The sequence below is a fragment of the Pseudomonas sp. s4 genome (assembly GCF_046764235.1).
GTDB classification, from domain to species: Bacteria; Pseudomonadota; Gammaproteobacteria; order Pseudomonadales; family Pseudomonadaceae; genus Aquipseudomonas; species Aquipseudomonas asiatica.
This window is the reverse complement of the sequence record NZ_CP177209.1, coordinates 657,316-676,204: the sequence shown is the minus strand read 5'-3', so window position 1 is coordinate 676,204 and position 18,889 is coordinate 657,316. Positions and strand designations below refer to the sequence as shown.

General features: G+C 60.2%; 16 protein-coding genes and 1 pseudogene. 8 read left to right on the top strand and 9 right to left on the bottom strand.

Annotated elements, in window-relative coordinates:
* Positions 1-15: 15 nt before the first annotated feature.
* The 4 genes from ACK56M_RS03160 to ACK56M_RS03145 all read right to left on the bottom strand — a co-directional run bounded on the left by ACK56M_RS03160 (position 16) and on the right by ACK56M_RS03145 (position 4,458).
* Positions 16-807 carry an enoyl-CoA hydratase-related protein gene (locus ACK56M_RS03160; protein ID WP_023100353.1) on the bottom strand — a complete coding sequence of 264 codons (792 nt, stop codon included), beginning with the start codon at positions 805-807 and terminating at the stop codon, positions 16-18.
* A 51-nt stretch (positions 808-858) separates the two neighbouring features.
* Complete coding sequence (locus ACK56M_RS03155; RefSeq protein ID WP_023100352.1) at positions 859-1,626, bottom strand: glucose 1-dehydrogenase; 768 nt, start codon at positions 1,624-1,626, stop codon at positions 859-861.
* Positions 1,627-1,688: 62 nt separating this feature from the next.
* Entirely contained in the window at positions 1,689-2,840 is a 1,152-nt protein-coding gene (locus ACK56M_RS03150; RefSeq protein WP_023100351.1) for an acyl-CoA dehydrogenase family protein, read from the bottom strand.
* A gap of 7 nt (positions 2,841-2,847) precedes the next feature.
* Positions 2,848-4,458 (bottom strand): AMP-binding protein, encoded by a 1,611-nt coding sequence (locus tag ACK56M_RS03145; protein WP_049875174.1) that lies wholly within the window; start codon positions 4,456-4,458, stop codon positions 2,848-2,850.
* A 501-nt stretch (positions 4,459-4,959) separates the two neighbouring features.
* On the opposite strand from ACK56M_RS03145, the gene ACK56M_RS03140 reads away from it, so the two are divergent.
* Genes ACK56M_RS03140 through ACK56M_RS03130 form a run of 3 tightly spaced genes read left to right on the top strand, consistent with a single transcriptional unit; the run spans position 4,960 to position 8,761 of the window.
* The gene (locus tag ACK56M_RS03140; protein ID WP_023100349.1) at positions 4,960-6,945 is read left to right on the top strand and encodes an acetoacetate--CoA ligase; all 1,986 of its coding nucleotides are present in this window, start codon (positions 4,960-4,962) and stop codon (positions 6,943-6,945) included.
* A gap of 9 nt (positions 6,946-6,954) precedes the next feature.
* Positions 6,955-8,139 carry an acetyl-CoA C-acyltransferase family protein gene (locus ACK56M_RS03135; protein WP_023100348.1) on the top strand — a complete coding sequence of 395 codons (1,185 nt, stop codon included), beginning with the start codon at positions 6,955-6,957 and terminating at the stop codon, positions 8,137-8,139.
* Positions 8,140-8,149: 10 nt separating this feature from the next.
* The gene (locus ACK56M_RS03130; protein ID WP_049875173.1) at positions 8,150-8,761 is read left to right on the top strand and encodes a TetR/AcrR family transcriptional regulator; all 612 of its coding nucleotides are present in this window, start codon (positions 8,150-8,152) and stop codon (positions 8,759-8,761) included.
* A gap of 96 nt (positions 8,762-8,857) precedes the next feature.
* Here ACK56M_RS03130 and ACK56M_RS03125 read toward each other — a convergent pair.
* The 5 genes and pseudogenes from ACK56M_RS03125 to ACK56M_RS03105 all read right to left on the bottom strand — a co-directional run.
* Positions 8,858-9,188, bottom strand: a pseudogene (locus tag ACK56M_RS03125) (IS3 family transposase); the annotation flags it as partial.
* A gap of 100 nt (positions 9,189-9,288) precedes the next feature.
* Positions 9,289-9,657, bottom strand: coding sequence for a transposase (locus ACK56M_RS03120; RefSeq protein ID WP_224790179.1), 369 nt, complete (start codon positions 9,655-9,657; stop codon positions 9,289-9,291).
* Positions 9,658-10,113: 456 nt separating this feature from the next.
* Complete coding sequence (locus ACK56M_RS03115) at positions 10,114-10,467, bottom strand: AraC family transcriptional regulator ligand-binding domain-containing protein (protein WP_230444958.1); 354 nt, start codon at positions 10,465-10,467, stop codon at positions 10,114-10,116.
* 516 nt (positions 10,468-10,983) lie between these two features.
* On the bottom strand, positions 10,984-11,937 hold the full coding sequence (locus ACK56M_RS03110) for an inovirus-type Gp2 protein (RefSeq protein WP_023100345.1): 954 nt from the start codon (positions 11,935-11,937) through the stop codon (positions 10,984-10,986).
* Positions 11,938-12,341: 404 nt separating this feature from the next.
* Positions 12,342-12,548, bottom strand: a complete 207-nt coding sequence (locus ACK56M_RS03105; RefSeq protein ID WP_031633627.1) for a helix-turn-helix transcriptional regulator — start codon at positions 12,546-12,548, stop codon at positions 12,342-12,344.
* 377 nt (positions 12,549-12,925) lie between these two features.
* Here ACK56M_RS03105 and ACK56M_RS03100 point away from each other — a divergent pair, with 377 nt between their 5' ends.
* The 5 genes from ACK56M_RS03100 (at position 12,926) to ACK56M_RS03080 (ending at position 18,737) form a co-directional block, all read left to right on the top strand.
* Complete coding sequence (locus tag ACK56M_RS03100) at positions 12,926-13,777, top strand: hypothetical protein (RefSeq protein WP_023100343.1); 852 nt, start codon at positions 12,926-12,928, stop codon at positions 13,775-13,777.
* Positions 13,778-14,495: 718 nt separating this feature from the next.
* A complete protein-coding gene (locus ACK56M_RS03095) occupies positions 14,496-15,647 on the top strand; it encodes an efflux RND transporter periplasmic adaptor subunit (RefSeq protein WP_015268795.1) in 1,152 nt (383 codons plus the stop codon).
* Positions 15,644-16,330: an ABC transporter ATP-binding protein gene (locus tag ACK56M_RS03090; RefSeq protein ID WP_015268794.1), complete on the top strand. Its 687-nt coding sequence runs from the start codon at positions 15,644-15,646 to the stop codon at positions 16,328-16,330. The genes ACK56M_RS03095 and ACK56M_RS03090 overlap by 4 nt, the downstream gene beginning before the upstream one ends.
* Complete coding sequence (locus ACK56M_RS03085) at positions 16,330-17,541, top strand: ABC transporter permease (protein ID WP_043936052.1); 1,212 nt, start codon at positions 16,330-16,332, stop codon at positions 17,539-17,541. Before ACK56M_RS03090 ends, ACK56M_RS03085 begins: the two co-directional genes overlap by 1 nt.
* Positions 17,541-18,737, top strand: a complete 1,197-nt coding sequence (locus ACK56M_RS03080) for an ABC transporter permease (protein WP_015268792.1) — start codon at positions 17,541-17,543, stop codon at positions 18,735-18,737. Before ACK56M_RS03085 ends, ACK56M_RS03080 begins: the two co-directional genes overlap by 1 nt.
* The last annotated feature ends 152 nt before the right edge of the window (positions 18,738-18,889 follow it).

Genomic DNA, 18,889 nt, shown 5'->3' with positions numbered 1-18,889 from the left:
GATCTTCGCGACAGGTCAGACGTACTTCTTGAAGTCCGGCTTGCGCTTCTCGTTGAACGCGCGCACGCCCTCCTTCGACTCCTCGCTCTGGTAGTAGCCCTTGACTGCCGAGACGCCCATGAAGCTGATGCCGCGAATGTTCTCGCTGTCAGCGTTGAATGAGCGTTTGGCGATGGCAATGGCGGTCGGGCTCATCTGGTTGATTTCCGCGGCCCACAGCAGGCACTCATCGTCCAGCGCCTCGTGTGCCACCACCTTGTTGACCAGCCCCATGTCGTAGGCTTCCTGGGCGCTGTAGCGGCGGCAGAGGAACCAGATCTCGCGGGCACGCTTCTCGCCGACGTGACGCGCCAGGTAGGCGGTGCCGAAGCCCGGATCGACCGAGCCGACCTTGGGCCCGACCTGGCCGAACTGGGCTTTTTCCGAGGCCAGGGTCAGGTCGCACAGGGTCGCCAGCACGTTGCCGCCACCGATGGCATAACCCTGCACGCGGGCGATGGTGACCTTGCGCACATCACGGATCGCCGTCTGCAGTTCTTCGATGGGCAGGCCGACCGTGCCACGCGGACCATACAGGCCATCTTCCGAGAGGTGCGCCTTCTGGTCACCGCCGGTGCAGAACGCCTTGTCACCCGCACCGCCGAAGATGATGGTGTTGACGCTCTTTTCCTCATCGGCGCGGCGAAACGCCAGGATCAGTTCTTCCACCGTTTGCGCACGGAACGCATTGAACACGTCCGGGCGATTGATGGTGATGTGCACGGCGTTTTCGCTGACGCGGTATTCGATGTCTTTGTAGTCGCTCATGGTGAAACTCCCGAATGGATAGGCGGTTGCGCGAAGCTGCGGATGCGGCGATCAGCCGTGCATCGACAGGCCGCCGGAGATGCTGATGGTCTGGCCGGTCATGAACGCGGCGTCGTCGCTGGCAAGGAAGGCAACCAGGCCCGGGTAGTCGTCCGGCTCACCGATACGCCCCAGCGGCACGCCGCGCACCATGGCGTCGCGAATCTTCTGGCCCTGCTCGCCGCTGCCGACGAAGCTGTCCATCGCCGGCGTGTTGGTCGGCCCCGGGCAGACGCAGTTGAGCAGCACCTTGTTGCGTGCCAGCTCCCGCGCCAGGGCCTTGGAGAAAGCGATGGTCGCGCCCTTGCAGCCGGAATAGACCACCTCGCCGCTGGAGCCGACACGGCCGGCATCGGAAGCGATGAAGATGATCCGCCCGCCATTGCGCTCGGCCATGCCCGGCGCCACGGCGTGGGTCACATGCAGCGGGCCGAGGTAGTTGATGTCGACGACCTTGCGCCAGAATGCCGGCTCGGTCTTGAGGAACGGCATCGGCTTGTCCCAACCGGCGTTGTTGACCAGCGTCCAGGCCGGGCCGACCGCCTGCTCCAGGGCTGCGACCGCACGGCAGACCTGGTCGTACTGGGTGATGTCACAGACCTCGGCGTGGGCCTTGCCACCACGCGAGACGATGGCATCCACCGCCTGCGCAGCCGCTTCACCGTTCATATCGAGAATACCGATGGCCATGCCTTCGTCGGCCAGGCGCTGGGCGATGGCCAGGCCGATACCACTGCCGGCTCCGGTGACGTAGGCGGTGCGCCCTTCTAGTCCACGCATGCTGCTCTCCTCATTGCTGCGCCCAAGGGCGCTGGATAGGTGTCGATGACTGGCCGGACGTGCTACAGGGCGCGCCCGATGATTTCTTTCATCACTTCCGAGGTGCCGCCGAAAATCCGCATCACCCGGGCATCGCGCCACAGACGGGCGATCAGGTATTCGTTCATGTAGCCGGCGCCGCCGTGCAGTTGCAGGGCGCAATCGACCACTTGCCAGAGGGTTTCCGCGTGCCACAGCTTGGCGGCGGCCGCCTCTTCGGCGCTGAGCTGGTCGGCCAGGTGGCGGCTGATCGCCCAATCGATGTGGGCCCAGCCGACCTGCAACTTGGCGCTGATATCCGCCAGGGAAAAACGGCTGTTCTGGAAATCCAGCACGCGCTTGCCAAAGATCTGCCGCTCGCCGGTGAAGCGCAGTGCCTCGTCGAAGGCGCGCTGCGCACCCGCCTGGGCGGCCAGGGCGATGGACAGGCGCTCCTGCGGCAACTGCATGATCAGCATCTGCAGGCCACGGCCCTCCTCGCCAATCAGGTTGCTGACCGGGACGCGCACATCCTGAAAGAACAGTTCGGAGGTGTCGGCACTGTGCTGGCCGATCTTGTCCAGGTTGCGACCACGCTGGAAACCCTCGCGGTCGGCCTCGATCAGCAGCAGCGACAAGGCGCCGCTGTCAGAGTCGGTACGCACGGCAGTCACCACGATATCGGCGTTCTGACCGTTGCTGATGTAGGTCTTCGAGCCGTTGACGATGAAGTGATCACCGTCGCGCCGCGCCGTGGTTTTCATCGCCCGCAGGTCAGAGCCGGCACCGGGTTCGGTCATGGCGATGGCGCTGATGCAACTGCCATCCACCGTGCCGGGCAGCCAGCGCTGCTTGAGCGCCTCGGAGCCATAGTGCAGCAGGTATTCGATGGCCACGTCGGAATGGGTCTGGAAGCCATTGGGCGCGGCGTGCCAGGCCAACTCCTCGGTGACGATGAAGTTGTAGCTGACATCCAGACCAGCACCGCCATAGCACTCGGGCACCTGCGGCGAGAGCAGCCCCTGGGCACCGGCACGTTGCCAGAAGGCACGGTCGGTCACGCCCTCGCGCTCCCAGCGTTCGCCGTGCTGCTGCATTTCGTCGGTATAGAAGCGACGCACCTGCTCGCGAAAGATGCCGTGAGTCTCTTCGTAAGCGCGTCGTTCACTGCGCCAGTCGCTGCGTGAGGCAAGCATGACGGCCTCAGAACACGATCTGCGAAGCACGCTGGGCGTGCTCGCGGCGCAGGGCCATCTTGTCGACCTTGCCGGTCGGCGTCAGTGGCAGTTTCTCGATGAAGCGCACCTCATCGGGCAGCCACCATTTCGGCAGGGTCGCGGCCATGTGCTGGAGCAGCTCCTGCGCCTCGACCTGCTTGCCCTGAGCAAGGACACAGAGCAACAGCGGCCGCTCCTGCCAGCGTGGATGCTCGATGCTGATCGCCGCTGCCGAAGCCAACGCGCCGTGGCTGAGGGCCGCCGCCTCCAGTTGCAGAGTGCTGATCCACTCGCCACCGGACTTGATCACGTCCTTGGAGCGGTCGACGATTTCCAGGGTGCCGTCCGGGTAAATGGTGGCGATGTCGCCTGTATCCAGCCATTCGGCCTTGTCACCTTCATCGCCCAGATAACCACCGGCAACGGTCGGGCCGCGCACCAGCAGGTGACCGGAGTGAGCACCGTCAAACGGCTGCGCCTCGCCCTGCTCGTCGAGCAGCTTGACCTCGGTGAGAAAGCCGATGCGCCCCTGGCGGCAGTGCTGCAATTGATCGCTGTACATCGGGTCGCAACCAAGCGAACCAGGTGGAGGTGTCGACTTGGCCGCGCCGGGCACTTCGGTCATGCCCCAGGACTGATGTACACGAATGCCAAAGGCATTCATCTCCTTGCACAAGGCCAGCGACGGGCGTGTGCCCGCGAGCAGGCCTGTCTTCAGGGTCGGCACCTGCAGATCGAGACGACGCAGGGTCTGCATCAGGTCTTGCCAGATGGTCGGCACGGCTCCGGCAACCGTCACGCCTTCGCTGCGGATCAGTTCGATCACGCTTTCCGGATCGAAGGCACGGCCAACCAGCACCAGCTTGTGGCCGTTCATGGGCGCACTGAACGGCATCATCCAGGCGTTGGCATGGAACACCGCAGCAATCGGCATCACGCATTCAAGTGCGCCGGGCCGGTAGTTGCCGTACATGTCAGCCATGGTCATGTTGATCGCGCTAAGGGTCAGGCTGCGGTGCGAATAAGCCACGCCCTTCGGCCGCCCGGTGGTGCCGGAGGTGAAGCAGATGGTTGCAGCCTGGCGCTCATCGAACTGCGGCCAGGTGAAGTCGCTGTCGAAGGGCTCGACGAAGGCAGCCTTGGTCACCAGGCCAGGAATGCTCGATTGCGGCAGCCCTTCACCTTCGTCCATGTAGATCCAGCGTTCGATGTGCGGCACCAGCGGCTGCAGCTTCTCGGCCAGGGCCAGGGTGCCGGAGTCGATGAACACCACCTTGGTGCCGACCTTCTCCGCCATATGCCGCAGGTCGTCATGGGAAATGCGCGGGTTCAGCGTATGCAGCCCGGCACCAATACCGAGCACACCATAGAACAGTTCCAGATGATCAACGGTGTTCCAGGCCAGCGAGCCCAGGCAGTCGTTCAGTCCGTAGCCATTGGCGGCAAGCGCCTTGGCCAGGCGCTTGGAGCGCTTCTGCAGCCCGGCCCAGTTCTCCCGCACGATGCTGCCATTGACCTGGCGCGCGACGATCTCGGTGGTGGCGTGATGGACAGCGGCATGGTCGATCAGGCGCGACAGCAGCAGCGGGACATCCATGATGGTTCCTAGCATGACGGAACCCTCGACGACCGGACGGATTTCTGGCGCTTGCACATGGTGCGGGTACTCCTCTACGGGATGATGGCCCTTGGCGGGCCTCGTTTTTGTTCGCACAAGATGGTATGCACCAATACCAACTGTCAACTAAAAATTTCACTCCGTCACAAATGGATGCATTTTCAGCGGACATGAAATGTCCTACCTGTTCGGCACTGGCACGACAGCCAGATGAGTGGCGTTCAGAGCTGAATCACAAGCCTTTGAATCAGTTTGATTTTTTCTTTAAAAGCCGTGCCACTAAAGCATTGAGGGCAGATTGCCAGCCTGGACGCACACCAGCCTCTTGCAAGAATCCCCTGCATTCTTTTCCGTGACGTTTCCGTTGCAACACCCTCCATCATTGAGTCGAAATGGCCGCCCACAAATATATTGTGCATGCATACCAATTACCGATAAGCTCATTCGCAGACCGGATAACAACGATAAGAGAGCCACCCCATGAGCCCTTCGTCCGCCTCCCCTCCCGCTGCCGCCGATCACCAGCAGCCTCTCTGGACGCCCAGCAGCGCCCGCCAGCAGCGAGCCCGTATCAGCGACTACATGCACTGGCTCGGCAAGCGACAGGTGCCGGTCAGTTTCAGTGACTACCCCAGTCTCTGGCAGTGGTCGGTGGAGCAGCCCGAGGTGTTCTGGCAAAGCATCTGGGACTACTTCGAGGTGGAATCGCCAACACCAGCCAGCCAGGTACTAAGCCATACCAACATGCTCGACGCACGCTGGTTCGAGGGCTCCCAGGTCAATTACACCCGCCAGGTGTTCCGTCATTCCCGCACGGACCGGCCAGCCATTCTCTTCGCCGACGAAAATGGCGCGCGCCAGTCGCTGTCCTGGGGGGCTTTGCAACAGCAGGTCGCATCCCTGGCGTTTCACCTGCGCGAACTGGGCGTAGTAGCCGGCGACCGGGTTGTCGCCTACCTGCCCAATCGCCCCGAAGCCGTGGTGGCCTTTCTCGCCTGCGCCAGCATTGGCGCAATCTGGTCGATCAGTTCGCCAGACATGGGCGAAGTCGGCGTACTCGACCGCTTCCGTCAGATCGAACCCAAGGTGCTGATCGCCTGCGGCCAGTACCGCTACGGCGGCAAGACCTACGACCGTCGCGAAACCCTGCGCAACCTGCGTCAGGCCTTGCCGACGCTGCGCCAGTGCATCGTGGTTGGCGACGCTATCGATGACGCCCTGAGCTGGGACAACCTGACGGCCGACGACAAACCTCTGCAACCCGCCTGGCTGCCATTCGATCATCCGCTGTGGATCGTCTACTCCTCCGGGACCACCGGTACGCCCAAGGCCATCGTCCACGGTCACGGCGGCATCATCCTGTCGATGTCCGTGGTGCTCGGCCTGCACAACGACCTCGGCCCGAATGATCGTTATCACTGGTATTCCAGCACCGGCTGGATCATGTGGAACTGCCAGGTCAGCGGCTTGCTGCTCGGCACTACCTTGTGCCTGTTCGACGGCAACCCTGGCTATCCCGACCTCGGCGCGCTGTGGTGTTTCGCTGCCGACAGTCGCGCTACCTTCTTCGGTGCTGGCGCAGCCTTCTATGCAGCTTGCCTGAAGGCTGGTATCCAGCCGGCGAAGATTGCCGATCTTGGCCAGTTGCGCTCGGTCGGCTCCACCGGCTCACCCCTGTCGCCGGAGTGCTACGAATGGATCTACCGCGAAGTAGACGACGACCTGTGGCTGACGCCCATGTCCGGCGGTACCGACCTTGCCGGGCCGTTCATCGGCGGCGTGCCGATCCTGCCGGTGTATGCCGGCGAGATGCAGTGCCGAGTGTTGGGCGCGTCGGTCGAAGCCTTCGATGAAGCCGGCCAGTCATTGATCGACGAAGTCGGCGAACTGGTTTGCACCCGGCCCATGCCAAACATGCCGCTGTTCTTCTGGAACGACGCCAGCCACGAACGTTATCGCGACAGTTACTACGACACCTACCCCGACGTCTGGCGGCACGGCGACTGGATTCGCATCACCCCACGCGGCGGCGCGATCATCTATGGCCGCTCGGACGCCACCATCAATCGCCACGGCATCCGCATGGGCACCAGCGAGCTGTACCGCGCGGTCGAGGCCTTGCCGGAAATCCTCGACTGCCTGGTGGTCGACCTCGAATACCTTGGCAAGCCGTCCTACATGCCGTTGTTCGTCGTGCTCAAGGACGGCGCGCCCCTCGATGACGCCCTGCGCCAACGTATCGAAAGCTGCATTCGCACCTCGCTGTCGGCCCGCCATGTGCCCAACGAGATATTCGCTGTCGCCGATGTGCCACGCACCCTGTCTGGCAAAAAGCTGGAGCTGCCCATCAAGAAACTGCTGATGGGCCAGGTGCTGGACAAGGTGGTCAACCGCGACGCCGTGGCTAATCCGGACAGCCTGGCGTGGTACGTCGATTTCGCCGCACAACGCGCCGCCAATACCTGAGGACTGTTCATGAGCACGCCCGATATCTTCTTCATCAGCGCCACCCGTACCGCCATCGGCACCTTCGGCGGCACCTTGAAGGACATTCCCGTCACCGACCTAGCCAGCCTGGTAGTCAAACAGGCGCTGTTGCGCGCAGGCATCGAACCGACGCGGATCGGCCATGTGGTGATGGGCAACGTCATCCCAACCTCGCCGCAGGACATCTACCTGTCGCGAGTCGCGGCGCTCAACGCCGGCATTCCCCAGGAAACCCCGGCGTTCAACGTCAACCGCCTGTGCGGCTCCGGCCTGCAAGCCATCGTCTCCGCGGCCCAGGTATTGCGCCTGGGCGAGGCTGAAGTGGTGGTGGCAGGCGGTGCCGAATCCATGAGTCGCGGCCCCTATACCCTGGCCGGTGCGCGCTGGGGTAACCGCATGGGCAACGCCCAGGCCGAGGATCTCATGCTTGCCGTACTGCACGACCCGCTGCAAGGCATGCACATGGGCGTGACCGCCGAGAACATCGCCGAGCGTTTTGGCATCAGCCGTGCAGAGCAGGACGAACTGGCGTTGCAAAGCCAGCAGCGTGCTTCACGCGCCATCGCCAAAGGCTATTTCACTGAACAGATCAGTGCGGTGCCGGTGAAGACCCGCCAGGGCATGGTCGACTTCGACCGCGATGAACACGTGCGCAGCGATGTCGACCTCGACCAGTTGCAACGGATGAAACCAGTATTCAAAAAGGACGGCAGCGTCACCGCCGGCAATGCTTCCGGCCTCAATGACGGCGCGTCCGCGCTGGTCATGGCAACGGCAGACGCTGTACGTGCACAAGGGTTGAAGCCGATGGCACGCCTGGTCAGCTATGGCCACTCTGGCGTCGCGCCGGAACTGATGGGCCTCGGGCCGATTCCTGCGACCCGCCAGGCGCTGGAGCGTGCAGGCTTGAAAGCGACCGACCTTGATGTCATCGAATGCAACGAAGCCTTCGCCGCCCAGGCCTGCGCGGTGGTACGCGAGCTGGAGCTCGACCCGCAGCGGGTCAACCCCAACGGTTCGGGCATCTCGCTTGGCCACCCGGTTGGCGCAACCGGCGCGATTCTTACCACCAAGGCCATCTACGAGCTGCAACGGACCCATGGACGCTATGCGCTGATCACCCTGTGCATCGGCGGCGGCCAAGGCATCGCCATGATCATCGAACGTACGTGAGAGCATCGTCATGTCCCTGTCTGCACAAGCACTCCCCACGTCTCCCACTCTCACGTTGGCAGTCAGCGAGCCTGACCGGACACTGAAAAAATCAGCCGATCTGTTTGCCGAACGTGGTTTCGCCCAGGTCGGAATGCGCGAGCTGGCCAGGCACCTGGGCATCTCCAGCGGCTCGATTTACCACCACATCGAGAGCAAGCAAGCTCTACTCGGTGAACTGATCGAAGACCTCTACCAGACCCTGCTGGCCGGCAACCCCCAAGCCTCACGCTTGCGCAAAACCGCCCAGGAAGAACTGCGTGACATCATTGACTGGCATCTGCTCGTGCATGCCATGAAGACAAAGCAGTTCCTTCTCGCCGAACGCGATGTGCACTATCTCGACGAGCAATACCGCGCGCCCATCGAAAGCCTGCGCCGTGAATACCAGAAACGCCTGGCCAGCCGGATTGCCGCAGCGCGCGGTTGCCCGCCCTCTCCCTTGATCCAGAAGCTCTGCGCCAGTCTGGTCTCAGTTCTCAACAACCTCCCCGCTTGGCTGCCAGCGGATATGGAGCACAGCCGTCAGAGCCTGGTTATACGCAACCTTATAAAAGGGATGGTCGATAGTGCGCTGGAGTGACTCATGATGAATCGCCCCAGCTTTCCTAGAGACGTTCCAAGCGGTGGAAATAGCGCTTCTAAAACCCACTGGCGATAGTTACACAGCGCTGCTGTTTCGGCGATAACCCGTCAGCGAACGCAGCTTTTCAACCCTAATCAGACAGGCAACCCAGTGACAGCCACAATACGCCCCAGCTCAAGTATATCGTCGTGAACCTTTCGTTAGCCGCAGATGCGACCGCTTTCCAGCCACGTATGTTTAATCAATCCGAGCAACCGCTAATCCTCCTTGGCGCTTACGGATCTCGGATCGACCAACCGGGCGTAATAACCGCAGGGGGCACTTTAAGGGTCTGGCAGAGACGTAAAGCCGAATACCCCACCGACAGCTTGCTGATGAAAGCGTACTTCAGCCAGACTCCTTGGCAAAGTACGCGGCGGCCCTGCTAATAAACACTTTCAACAGCCTGTAGCGTGAATCCAAACTCGGCAGCTCGACGATACAGTCCTTTTACTACACGTTCTCGATACTTCTGCTCGTAGTGATCAGCATCTGGGGTCTGATAAGTCATGCCTAAGCACAATCGCGTTGTAGAAGAGGATCGCGATCTTTCTGGCAGTGGCACTCACAGCTTTGGCTTTGGCAATACGTGCAGATAAGCGTCGGTAGAAAGCGCTCAATGTTGTATTCGCTTTGCCGATGTTTAAAGCAGCTAGACGCAAATGTGCTGTAACCCGGTTTTTCGTCTTTCGCGTATGCGCAGGCAGCACCTTACCATCAGTGATCCGGCAGGTAGGCGCCAGCGTCAGCCAAGAGGTGAAGTGATAGGCAGTGCGCCAGCCTATCAGGTCAGTACCGTACTCAGCTACCAAACGCAGCGCAAGGTAAGGGCTAACACCACGGAATTGGGTCAAATAATAGGCCTCATTATGAGGCCTGGTGGCGTCTTACAAAACTAGAGGCGATTCCTTGCTCGCCTCATTGCAATTTATCGCTTAACGGGGTGTCCATTGGCGTGGGCGAGCGCACTCCTCTTGAAGGACATAAAATAAAAACAACTCGTCTGACTAACTAGAATTGATAGGAATGTCCGCAATGCAGTAGGGCGGAACGCGTTATATTACACCGAGCCTGAAGGAGCCCTGACTCTGGCCTCTCCTGGATGCGCCAGCCCTGGAACCTTGGCAGCGTCTCATTGCATTGGTCTATCGCAGTTTTGCTGTATGCGTATGGCGATGAGAGCGAGCCGACCCAATATGGAAGGCTACATGTGCACCTTCACCCATTACGATCCGTTGTACAAAACGACCTACCTCCCTCTTGAAGCAGCCATTCGCTGGTGTGCTCTCACCGCCTACGAGGCCGAGATCCTAGATGCTACCAACTCGCCTGAAGTTTTCGACCACTGAGGCGTAAGCAACGTCGACCAGTGCAGCAGGCTCCACGCCCCGGTCATGCAGCCATTCGACCGTGATGCTGCACTCGTCGCCTTCGCAACTGATATCGACTCGCTCAGGAGCGCACAGTGCTTTGAAGCGCGCCGTTCGAGCGAGCCCGCCTTGGTAATCGCGCGCATAGAACGCCACCAAACTGGATGACGGCAGCAAGGCCGTATCCAGGCTCGAGGTGAAACGAATACCCACCATCGGGTCTTCGCTGAGCGTTTCGATGGTCCGCCAGAGGCTGAAGAACTGAGCGGTAGTAACCTGGGCCTTGTCGCGAATGTGCAGCGTGGCGGGTAGGCCAGCCTGGCGGAGAACGGAAGCGGGTGAGAGTCCGAAAGCCTGCAGCCCACTCCAGAAAGCATTCTGGCACCTTGAATCGTTCGACTGATGCGCTGCTCATAAATTTTAGAGGGCCGACCTGAGCCTGCACTTTACGTCGAGTTCAGGGTCTGGGAATCAGCCCGCGGTGGAAACACTCAGCTCACGCCAGTGAGCATCGAATACTGCGCCTCGGCGGCCATGTGCATATTCCGCCACCAGCCCGAGCGACGACATGTCAGGGCAGGTTTCTATCTACTGCCCTGCTTATCAAGAAGAGCCAAGCCTGACTATGTCCGGGGCGCAGCAAACCGTTGGTCCAGGAAATGATGCAGGCTTTATCGGACATAAGACCTTTGCTGAGCTATGACTGACTCTCTTCATAAACTGAATGGCAACGGTGCCGGCAGCACTCTCCTTTTCTGTCAGCCGACGGCACTTGTACCAGCCTTGATTCCCGATCAAGGCCTAAACCGTTCATCCAATCAACCGGCGCGTATTCCCCAAGCGGAGCGCTCTCGCCCCGATGGGCTTCACCTGCAACGACTGCCCCTCTTCAGTCAGGTAGTGGCAGGCGTGGATGACGTTCTGCCGGCCCGCATCATCATTACGCTTGATCATCCCTACTCCACACCGCTCCTTGTACTGTGCCTTGTCATGGTTGCAGCTGTGGCTGTACCCCCACCCCTTCGTGGTCCTCTCCCACAGTTCACCGATGGCTTCAGCCTTGGCATAGTCACTGCGCACCTCCCTGCCATCGAAGAAGAACGCCGCATGGATGTGGTAACCCATGTTTTCCCCCTGCTCCACTGCGCAGATGTAGCCCGTCTCGTGCTGGAAAACCGGATCGTATTCCCGAGCCCGGATCAGCCTGTCCAGGTCCTCGAAGACGTCCTCCACCGTCAGGCGAGCACGTGCTGCCTCCCGGTAGTACAGGTCCACCCTCACCACCACGGTACGAGAGCGGCTATCCATCACCCGCTCCACGTATTCAGTCACCGTCTGCCGATTCCCCTTCTCCCGATAAGCACGGTCACTCTTCCCACGCTTGAACCACTTGGTCTGTACGTGCTCCCGGATCCTCTCCACGAGCCAGTTGTAGGTCTGGGCCTCTGATAGGAGCCATCCCTCGCTCTCGTCCATGCACGTCATCCCGAACATCCCGAACTCAATGCCGATGTCGTAGCACGCCTCCTTGAACGCGAGCAGGTGTTCACTCAGGGCGTACGTCTCGTCATGCACCAGGTGATACATCTGCCGAACGTGATCGAAGTACCGAGAGAGCCTGGTCCTCTCGATGACCTCATCCCCCTGTGCGTCGTAGCTGATCCTGAATGCAGGACAGTCGTGACGGATCACTGCGTTCACGAGTCGTTCGATCTGGATAGCGATGTCGGATTGGGAGAGGTGTTTGGCTGTTTGCTTGATCATGGTGTGTACCTGGTTGGTTTAAGGCATACCAAGTACGGAGTGGGTATTTTTAAACTGGAGAGATAGGGATCTAGTCACCTGGCTATAGCTATCCATCTGTGGCTACAGGTGAGTGGGTGTAATGAGAGAAAGGTAGGTGATTAGAGATAGGTTATTGGAGATGGAGTAGGTGTATGGATTAGATAGATGGTTAGAGATAGTTAGTAGCTATATCAATAAACCACACTGCCCTGCTTGCAAAACAACAAGCGCCATCGAGCATCCAGACGAAGAACACCAAGCGTAGCCGGGGAAAATCACAGAGCAGGCAACTGGGAGTTATCTGAGAAAGAGCACTAACCTAAGCAGACGGCAGAGATACTCGATGACCAGGACTCCCTGGCCATCGAGTATCTCTATCGCCATTAATGCTTACCTACAACCTGGACCTTCTCATCGCGCTCAGCGATCCGCTCAAGGATCCACTCGTGCACTTCGCTCTCCAACCAACGAACGCAACGTTCCCCCACAGATAACGGAAGCGGGAACGTGCCGAGAGCGACGTACTTATAGATGGTCGAACGCGCAAGGCTGGTGAGGTCCATGACCTCTTTCAAACTGATGATCCTCATGGACATGGATGATGCTCCTGTATTGGTCCAGAGGATGGGGGGAGCTAGTTATAATTAACTAGGCCAGAACCAACCTTACGTTCGACAAAGAAGAATTAAGAAAAGAGCGGGAGCGGGAGATGGGACACCACATTCTTCGGAAAGAAGCGTTTCCTGAAAAAGTAGAAGACGCCTGAAACCTAGGAAAACGGCCAATTCTCTTAAGCTAAGCCTTCCAATAAAGACGCTAGAATTTAGCTAGAATTGTGATAGAACATGAATAGAATCCAGATAGAACATTGCTAGAATTTTGCTAGAATCCTACTGGCGGCATGATAAAATCATTCCACATTCATTTAAGAAATGAATTAATTAATTTAAATCAATAGAGCAAGGCAATGATTGATTTCAAAAAACTAATAAAAGACAACTTGAGCGAAATGATAAAAGATTCATTTCGAAATGATCGCCGAGATATTTGGCTATGGCTGACATTAAACGAAGAATTTAATGCAAACCTAGATCCCGCCGCATGTAATACGCCTAGAATGAGAGAGGATATTTACGAATTCTTATCTAAGCATCCATCTGATCTAGATACGATAAGAAGAGACATCTATACCGCCATTATTCCTGAAGAAAACTTCAGCTGGATGAAAGAGGAAAAGAGACAGCTTTTGTGGCTAACACCACGAATCGAAGATCTAACCCAGATCGATAGCCGAAGGTTCGCTAGAGGCTCTGTAAACCTATTTGGAAGAGAAAAGCTAATTGCCATAATAGATTTTTGGGAGCATCCACTACCTAGGAAAGTCGAGTTAGTTGAGCGCCTTCATTCTGAATGGCGAAGACATGAATCTCACGACACAGATTACAGATGGTTTTCTGATTCCAAAGAAGGCCTCCAACGCTGCATATGTGCTGGAGAATGGTTTGAAAAAGAATCCAAACAAAGACTCATAAAGCCAGAGCCAATAAGAAATTACGAGGAGCTTTTAATTCACTTCGACAGCGATAATCACGAAAGACCATACAGAAAAGAAATAATAAAGAAAATCCAGGCATCTTGGAACAAAAGGAAATTTGAAGAAAGAAACCCGGACAAGCAACAACTAAATGTCCGAATTTCGAAAAAAGCAAAAGATCTTTTAAACGAGCTCAGCGGAAACGACAAAAAGAGCCAATCAAAAACTATAGAAAAATTAATCCTAATGGAGGCAGAACATCACATTTATCTACGAGACATGTAACCACATAACAATCAAAACTTCAGCCAGAATATGTACAACTCGTTTCATGCCATCTATCCCAACCCAGCACAACAGGGAGGCGTCTGTGAAAGACCTGAGCCAAAGTTGCCCTGAAGTCGCTCCCCGGCAAGCTTCTCATGTCGGTTTATTCCGCCGGCAGCCGAACGAGCTTCTGCAGGGGCCCAGAGGCCGTAGAAATAGAGTGCCCTCCAATCTAACGTCTCCCCGTCGCCACTCACCAAAGGTGGCAACCTGGACAATCATCAACAAGCAGGGAACCAGAAGAGCCCCCGGATAGACCGATCTGAAATGCAGCATGCAGGACGAAGAAGCCGAGCAGCCCCCGTGCTACCGACACACTCACCTAAACCTCGAGTCATACAAGAAATGAATCAAAATTCCAGCGGGTCTCAGAGTGTGGGCTAAGGTGTGGGTTACCGGTGAATATCATAAATGTTTTCTTTAAAAATCAATAACATAAAATAATAAAAAGCCGACCACAAGCCGGCTTTTTAATGCCCGCCATTCTCATCCTCTGAACTTTCTGCAGCCTTCCCATGGCCGGGGAATCGCCGTTGCGTGAGCGAAAAAAATCTCATTCGCCATTTTTACGACACTATACTAACGCTCATCCGAAAATCGTCGGATAAATGACGTTTCGCGTGGAGCTTTCACCCTCCTGATCTAGGCTCAAGCCATATGGGAGGAGGTGTAGTCCATGCGCAAATTATTGATTGGCTCGTCGATCCTGGCTTGTCTCGTGGTGTTGGGCGGCTGGTTGAGCCGCCCGCAGCCGTTGCCGGTCAGGCTGCTGGAAGTTGAGCGGGGGCCGGTTGAGACGGTGGTGGCCAACACGCGCGCGGGTACGCTGAAGTCCTGTCGACGCTCGCACCTGTCCTTCAATGTCGGCGGCCAGGTTGCCGAGTTGCTGGTCAGCGAGGGCCAGCGGGTCCAGCCGGGTCAGGTGCTCATGCGCCTGCGGCAGGACGAGCAACAGGCCAGGCTGCAGGAAGCCGAGGCGCGGCTGGAGGCCCAGCGCAACACCCGCGAACAGCGCTGCCAGCAAGCTCTCCTGGACCGACGCGACCTTGATCGCCTGGGCCAGCTGGCCGACCGCAAGTTGATTGCCGCCGATCGCCTCGATCAGGCGGCAACCAAGGCCAACCTGGCGAAGCTGATGTGCAGTGCCAGTGCCGTGTTGATACGCGAGGCCGACGCCAGCCTGCAGTTGCAGCGCTCACTGCTGGAACAGACGACTCTGCGCGCGCCATTCGCCGGCATCGTCGCAGAAATCAACGGCGAACTCGGCGAGTTCGTCACCCCTTCGCCGCCAGGTATTCCCACGCCGCCAGCAGTCGACCTGATCGACGACAGCTGCCTGTATGTAGAGGCACCGATCGATGAGGTGGACGCTGCCCGGGTTCACCCAGGAACCGCCGTACGGATCAGCCTGGATGCCTTCCGTGGTCAGCATTTCACCGGCCGCGTCAGCCGCATCGCGCCCTATGTGCGCGAACTGGAGAAGCAGGCGCGCACCGTCGATGTCGAGGTGCGCTTCGACCAGCCGCCGGCAGACCTGGCCCTGCTCACCGGTTATAGCGCCGATGTCGAGATCCTCCTGGAGCAGCACACGGGTGCCTTGCGCATCCCCACCGAGACCCTGCTGGAGGGGCAGCGCGTGCTGCGATATGACCCGAGCGCCCGGGTGTTGCGCGAGGTGCAGGTGCAAACCGGGCTGAGCAACTGGCGCTGGACCGAGGTGCTTGCAGGGCTGGACGAGGACGCACGCATAGTCGCCAGCCACGAGCAGGAAGGGCTCAAGGATACCGTGGCGGTGATCCCTGTGGATGCCGCGGAGACCGAGAAATGATCCGCCTGCGCGGCGGTAGCCGCAGCTTCCAGTTGGGCGAGCAGCAGGTGATGGGGCTGGATGGCCTGGACCTGGACATCGCCGCCGGTGACTACATGGCGGTGATGGGCCCGTCAGGCTCGGGCAAGTCGACCCTGCTGAACATCCTCGGCCTGCTCGACGCGCCGAGCGCCGGCGAATACTGGCTGCAGGGCGAGGCCACGGCGTCGCTGAGCGAGGCGCGCCGCGCCCAGTTGCGCAGCCGACTGATAGGTTTCGTGTTCCAGTCCTACCACCTGATCGCACGGCTGACGGTGCTGGAAAACATCGAGCTGCCGATGGTCCTCGCCGGCATTGGTGCGGCACAACGGCGCAAGCGCAGCAGCCAATTGGTGGCACGCCTGGGGCTGGGCGAGCGCATTGCCCACCGCCCGGCCGAGCTGTCCGGTGGCCAGCGCCAGCGCGTCGCGATCGCCCGGGCGATGGTCATGCAACCGGCGCTGCTGTTGGCCGACGAACCCACCGGCAATCTCGATAGCCAGGCCGGCGCAGAGGTCTTCAGCCTGCTGGAGGAGCTCAACGGCGAGGGCCTGACCCTGATAGTGGTGACCCACGATGCCAGCCTGGGCGCCCGTGCACAGCGCCAGCTGCACATGCGTGACGGGCGGATCCACAGTATTGCGCCGCAGTGGGCGCGGGCCTGATGCGCGCTGCCGATGCCCTGGGCTTCTGGCTAGGTGCCTTGCGTGGGCATCGCTCACGCAGCCTGATGCTACTGCTGGCCATCGCTATCGGGGTGGTCGCGGTCAATCTGCTCACCGGTCTTGGCGCGGGGGCGCGGGCCTTCGTCCTGAACGAGTTCTCGCTGCTCGGGCGCGACATACTCATCGTTTTCCCGGGGCGCAAGGAAACCACCGGGCGAATGCCGCCGCTCACCGGGCTGACGCCACACGAGTTGACCTTGCAGGATGTCCAGGCCATCACCCGGTTGCCGGGCATCCGCCGGGTCGCGCCGCAGCAGGCCGGGCAGATGGAGGTAATAGTCGGCAACCGCAATCGTGAGGTGCTGACGCTGGGCACCACCCGGGACTTCTTCGCCATTCGCCAACTGACGGTCGTACAAGGCCAGCCCCTACCGACGCTGGACCCTGAGCAGGCTGAAGCCGTCTGCGTGATCGGCGGCAAACTCCGGCGCGAACTGTTCGGGGCTCGCCCGGCCCTGGGTGAATGGTTGCGCGCCGGCGACCGGCGCTTCCGGGTGGTCGGCATTCTCGGTGAGCGGGGCGAATCGTTGGGGATGGATTTCGCCGAGATGTTGATCATCCCGGTGGCCAGTGCACAGGCCTTGTTCAATAGCGAGGGGTTGTCGCGGGTGTTTGTCGAGGTGCATGGTCCGAGCTTTCTCGACCGTAGCAAGCAGCTGATACTCGCCGCGCTCAAGGAGCGTCACGAGGGTGAGGAGGACGTTACCCTGGTCAGCCAGGACAGCCTGCTCAGCGCCTTCGACCAGATACTCGCGGTGCTGACCCTGGCGGTGGCTGGCATTGCCGCGATCAGCCTGCTGGTGGCAGGCATCCTGATCATGAACGTGACCTGGATTGCAGTGAGCCAGCGCAGCGCCGAGATCGGCCTGCTCAAAGCCATAGGCGTGACGGCGGCGCAGCTGCGCCTGCTGTTCCTCGGCGAGGCAGCGCTATTGGCCCTGACAGGGGCACTGGCAGGGCTGCTGCTGGCCGAAACCTTGCTCTGGCTGGGGCGCCTGGCGTTCGATCTGCCGCTCTATGCCCCCTGGTGGGCGCGGGCTGGAGCAGTGCTGCTGGCACTTGGCACGGCGCTGCTGTTCGCCTGGCTGCCGGCCGCTCGGGCCTCGGCGCTGGAGCCGGTGGCGGCGCTACGCCCGCCGGGGGCGCACTGATGCGCTGGCAAGATGGTTTCCGGCTGACCAGCTCGGCGCTGACCTGCCGCCCGCTGCGCAGCCTGCTGACCCTGCTCGGGGTAGCGATCGGCATAGCCGCCGTGGCGCTGCTCACGGCCATCGGCGAGGGCGTGCGCGGCTATGTGCTGGAGAACTTCTCGCAGTTCGGTACTCGGATCATCACCGTGCGCCCGGGCAAGACCCAGACCAGCGGCCTCGGCGGCCTGCTCGGCAGCGTACGGCCACTGACCATCAGTGACACCGATGCCCTGCGGCGCTTGCCGCATGTCGAGGCAGCTGTGCCGATCATTCAGGGTAGCGGGGATGTCCAGTTCGGCCAGCTGAGCCGGCGCAGCGACATTCTCGGTAGTGGCCATCAATTGGCACAGGCCTGGCGCATGCAGCTGAGCCTGGGCGAGTTCCTGCCCGCGGCCCGTGACGGTCGTTCGCCGCCCTATGTGGTGCTCGGCCATCAGCTGCGTGCCGAGCTGTTCGGTGCGCGCAATCCGCTGGGCGAGTTGATTCGCGTCGGCGGCGTGCGTTTCCGGGTGATCGGCGTGATGGAAAAGAAGGGCCAGTTGCTCGGTTTCAACCTCGACGATATCGCCTACATCCCGGTGGATTGGGCGCAAAGCCTGTTCAACCGCACCGGGGTGGTCAAAGCCCATGTAGTGTTCGGCGCAGGCACCACTTCAAAGGCGTTGAGCCGGCAGATTCGCGAGGTGCTTGGCGAACGGCACGGCGCGGAGGACTTCAGCCTGACCACCCAGGATGACATGCTGCGCAGCTTCAACCGCGTGCTCGGCACCCTGAGCCTGGCCATCGGTGCCTTGGGGGGTATTTCGCTGTTGGTTGGCGCGGTCGGCATTCTCACCATCATGACGACCGCTGTGGGCGAGCGCACGGCGGAAATCGGCCTGTTGCGGGCGATTGGCGCCAGCCCGCGGCAGGTGCTCGGGCTGTTTCTCGCCGAAGCGACGCTGCTGTCCATGGCCGGTGGCTTGCTTGGCCTGCTGTTGATGGGCCTGCTGCTCGGGCTACTGCACCTGGCCATGCCGAGCCTGCCCTTGGCGCTGCATCCGCTGTTTCTGCTACTGGCGCTGCTGCTGGCGGCGGTGCTCGGCATTCTCGCCGGCCTGGCTCCGGCCGTGCGGGCGGCCCGCTTGCATCCGGTGGCGGCGCTGCGCATCGAGTAGCGGCCAGGCCAAAGAGCCCCTTGATGGGGCTGCTTTGCAGCCCTTCGCGGGCACGCCCGCTCCCACAGGTCCCGCGCATGTCCTGGCTACAGCGCCATCCCTGTGGGAGCGGGCGTGCCCGCGAAGGGCCGCAAGGCGGCCCCAGATTCTGC

What these genes read in the sequence shown, in the direction of transcription:
- ACK56M_RS03155 (WP_023100352.1), bottom strand. Translation starts at nt 1,626, where the DNA reads ATGCGTGGACTAGAAGGGCGCACCGCCTACGTCACCGGAGCCGGCAGT.
- ACK56M_RS03100 (WP_023100343.1), top strand. Translation starts at nt 12,926, where the DNA reads ATGATTGATTTCAAAAAACTAATAAAAGACAACTTGAGCGAAATGATA.
- ACK56M_RS03150 (WP_023100351.1), bottom strand. Translation starts at nt 2,840, where the DNA reads ATGCTTGCCTCACGCAGCGACTGGCGCAGTGAACGACGCGCTTACGAA.
- ACK56M_RS03135 (WP_023100348.1), top strand. Translation starts at nt 6,955, where the DNA reads ATGAGCACGCCCGATATCTTCTTCATCAGCGCCACCCGTACCGCCATC.
- ACK56M_RS03145 (WP_049875174.1), bottom strand. Translation starts at nt 4,458, where the DNA reads ATGGATGTCCCGCTGCTGCTGTCGCGCCTGATCGACCATGCCGCTGTC.
- ACK56M_RS03085 (WP_043936052.1), top strand. Translation starts at nt 16,330, where the DNA reads ATGCGCGCTGCCGATGCCCTGGGCTTCTGGCTAGGTGCCTTGCGTGGG.
- ACK56M_RS03160 (WP_023100353.1), bottom strand. Translation starts at nt 807, where the DNA reads ATGAGCGACTACAAAGACATCGAATACCGCGTCAGCGAAAACGCCGTG.
- ACK56M_RS03095 (WP_015268795.1), top strand. Translation starts at nt 14,496, where the DNA reads ATGCGCAAATTATTGATTGGCTCGTCGATCCTGGCTTGTCTCGTGGTG.
- ACK56M_RS03105 (WP_031633627.1), bottom strand. Translation starts at nt 12,548, where the DNA reads ATGAGGATCATCAGTTTGAAAGAGGTCATGGACCTCACCAGCCTTGCG.
- ACK56M_RS03140 (WP_023100349.1), top strand. Translation starts at nt 4,960, where the DNA reads ATGAGCCCTTCGTCCGCCTCCCCTCCCGCTGCCGCCGATCACCAGCAG.
- ACK56M_RS03130 (WP_049875173.1), top strand. Translation starts at nt 8,150, where the DNA reads ATGTCCCTGTCTGCACAAGCACTCCCCACGTCTCCCACTCTCACGTTG.
- ACK56M_RS03080 (WP_015268792.1), top strand. Translation starts at nt 17,541, where the DNA reads ATGCGCTGGCAAGATGGTTTCCGGCTGACCAGCTCGGCGCTGACCTGC.
- ACK56M_RS03090 (WP_015268794.1), top strand. Translation starts at nt 15,644, where the DNA reads ATGATCCGCCTGCGCGGCGGTAGCCGCAGCTTCCAGTTGGGCGAGCAG.
- ACK56M_RS03110 (WP_023100345.1), bottom strand. Translation starts at nt 11,937, where the DNA reads ATGATCAAGCAAACAGCCAAACACCTCTCCCAATCCGACATCGCTATC.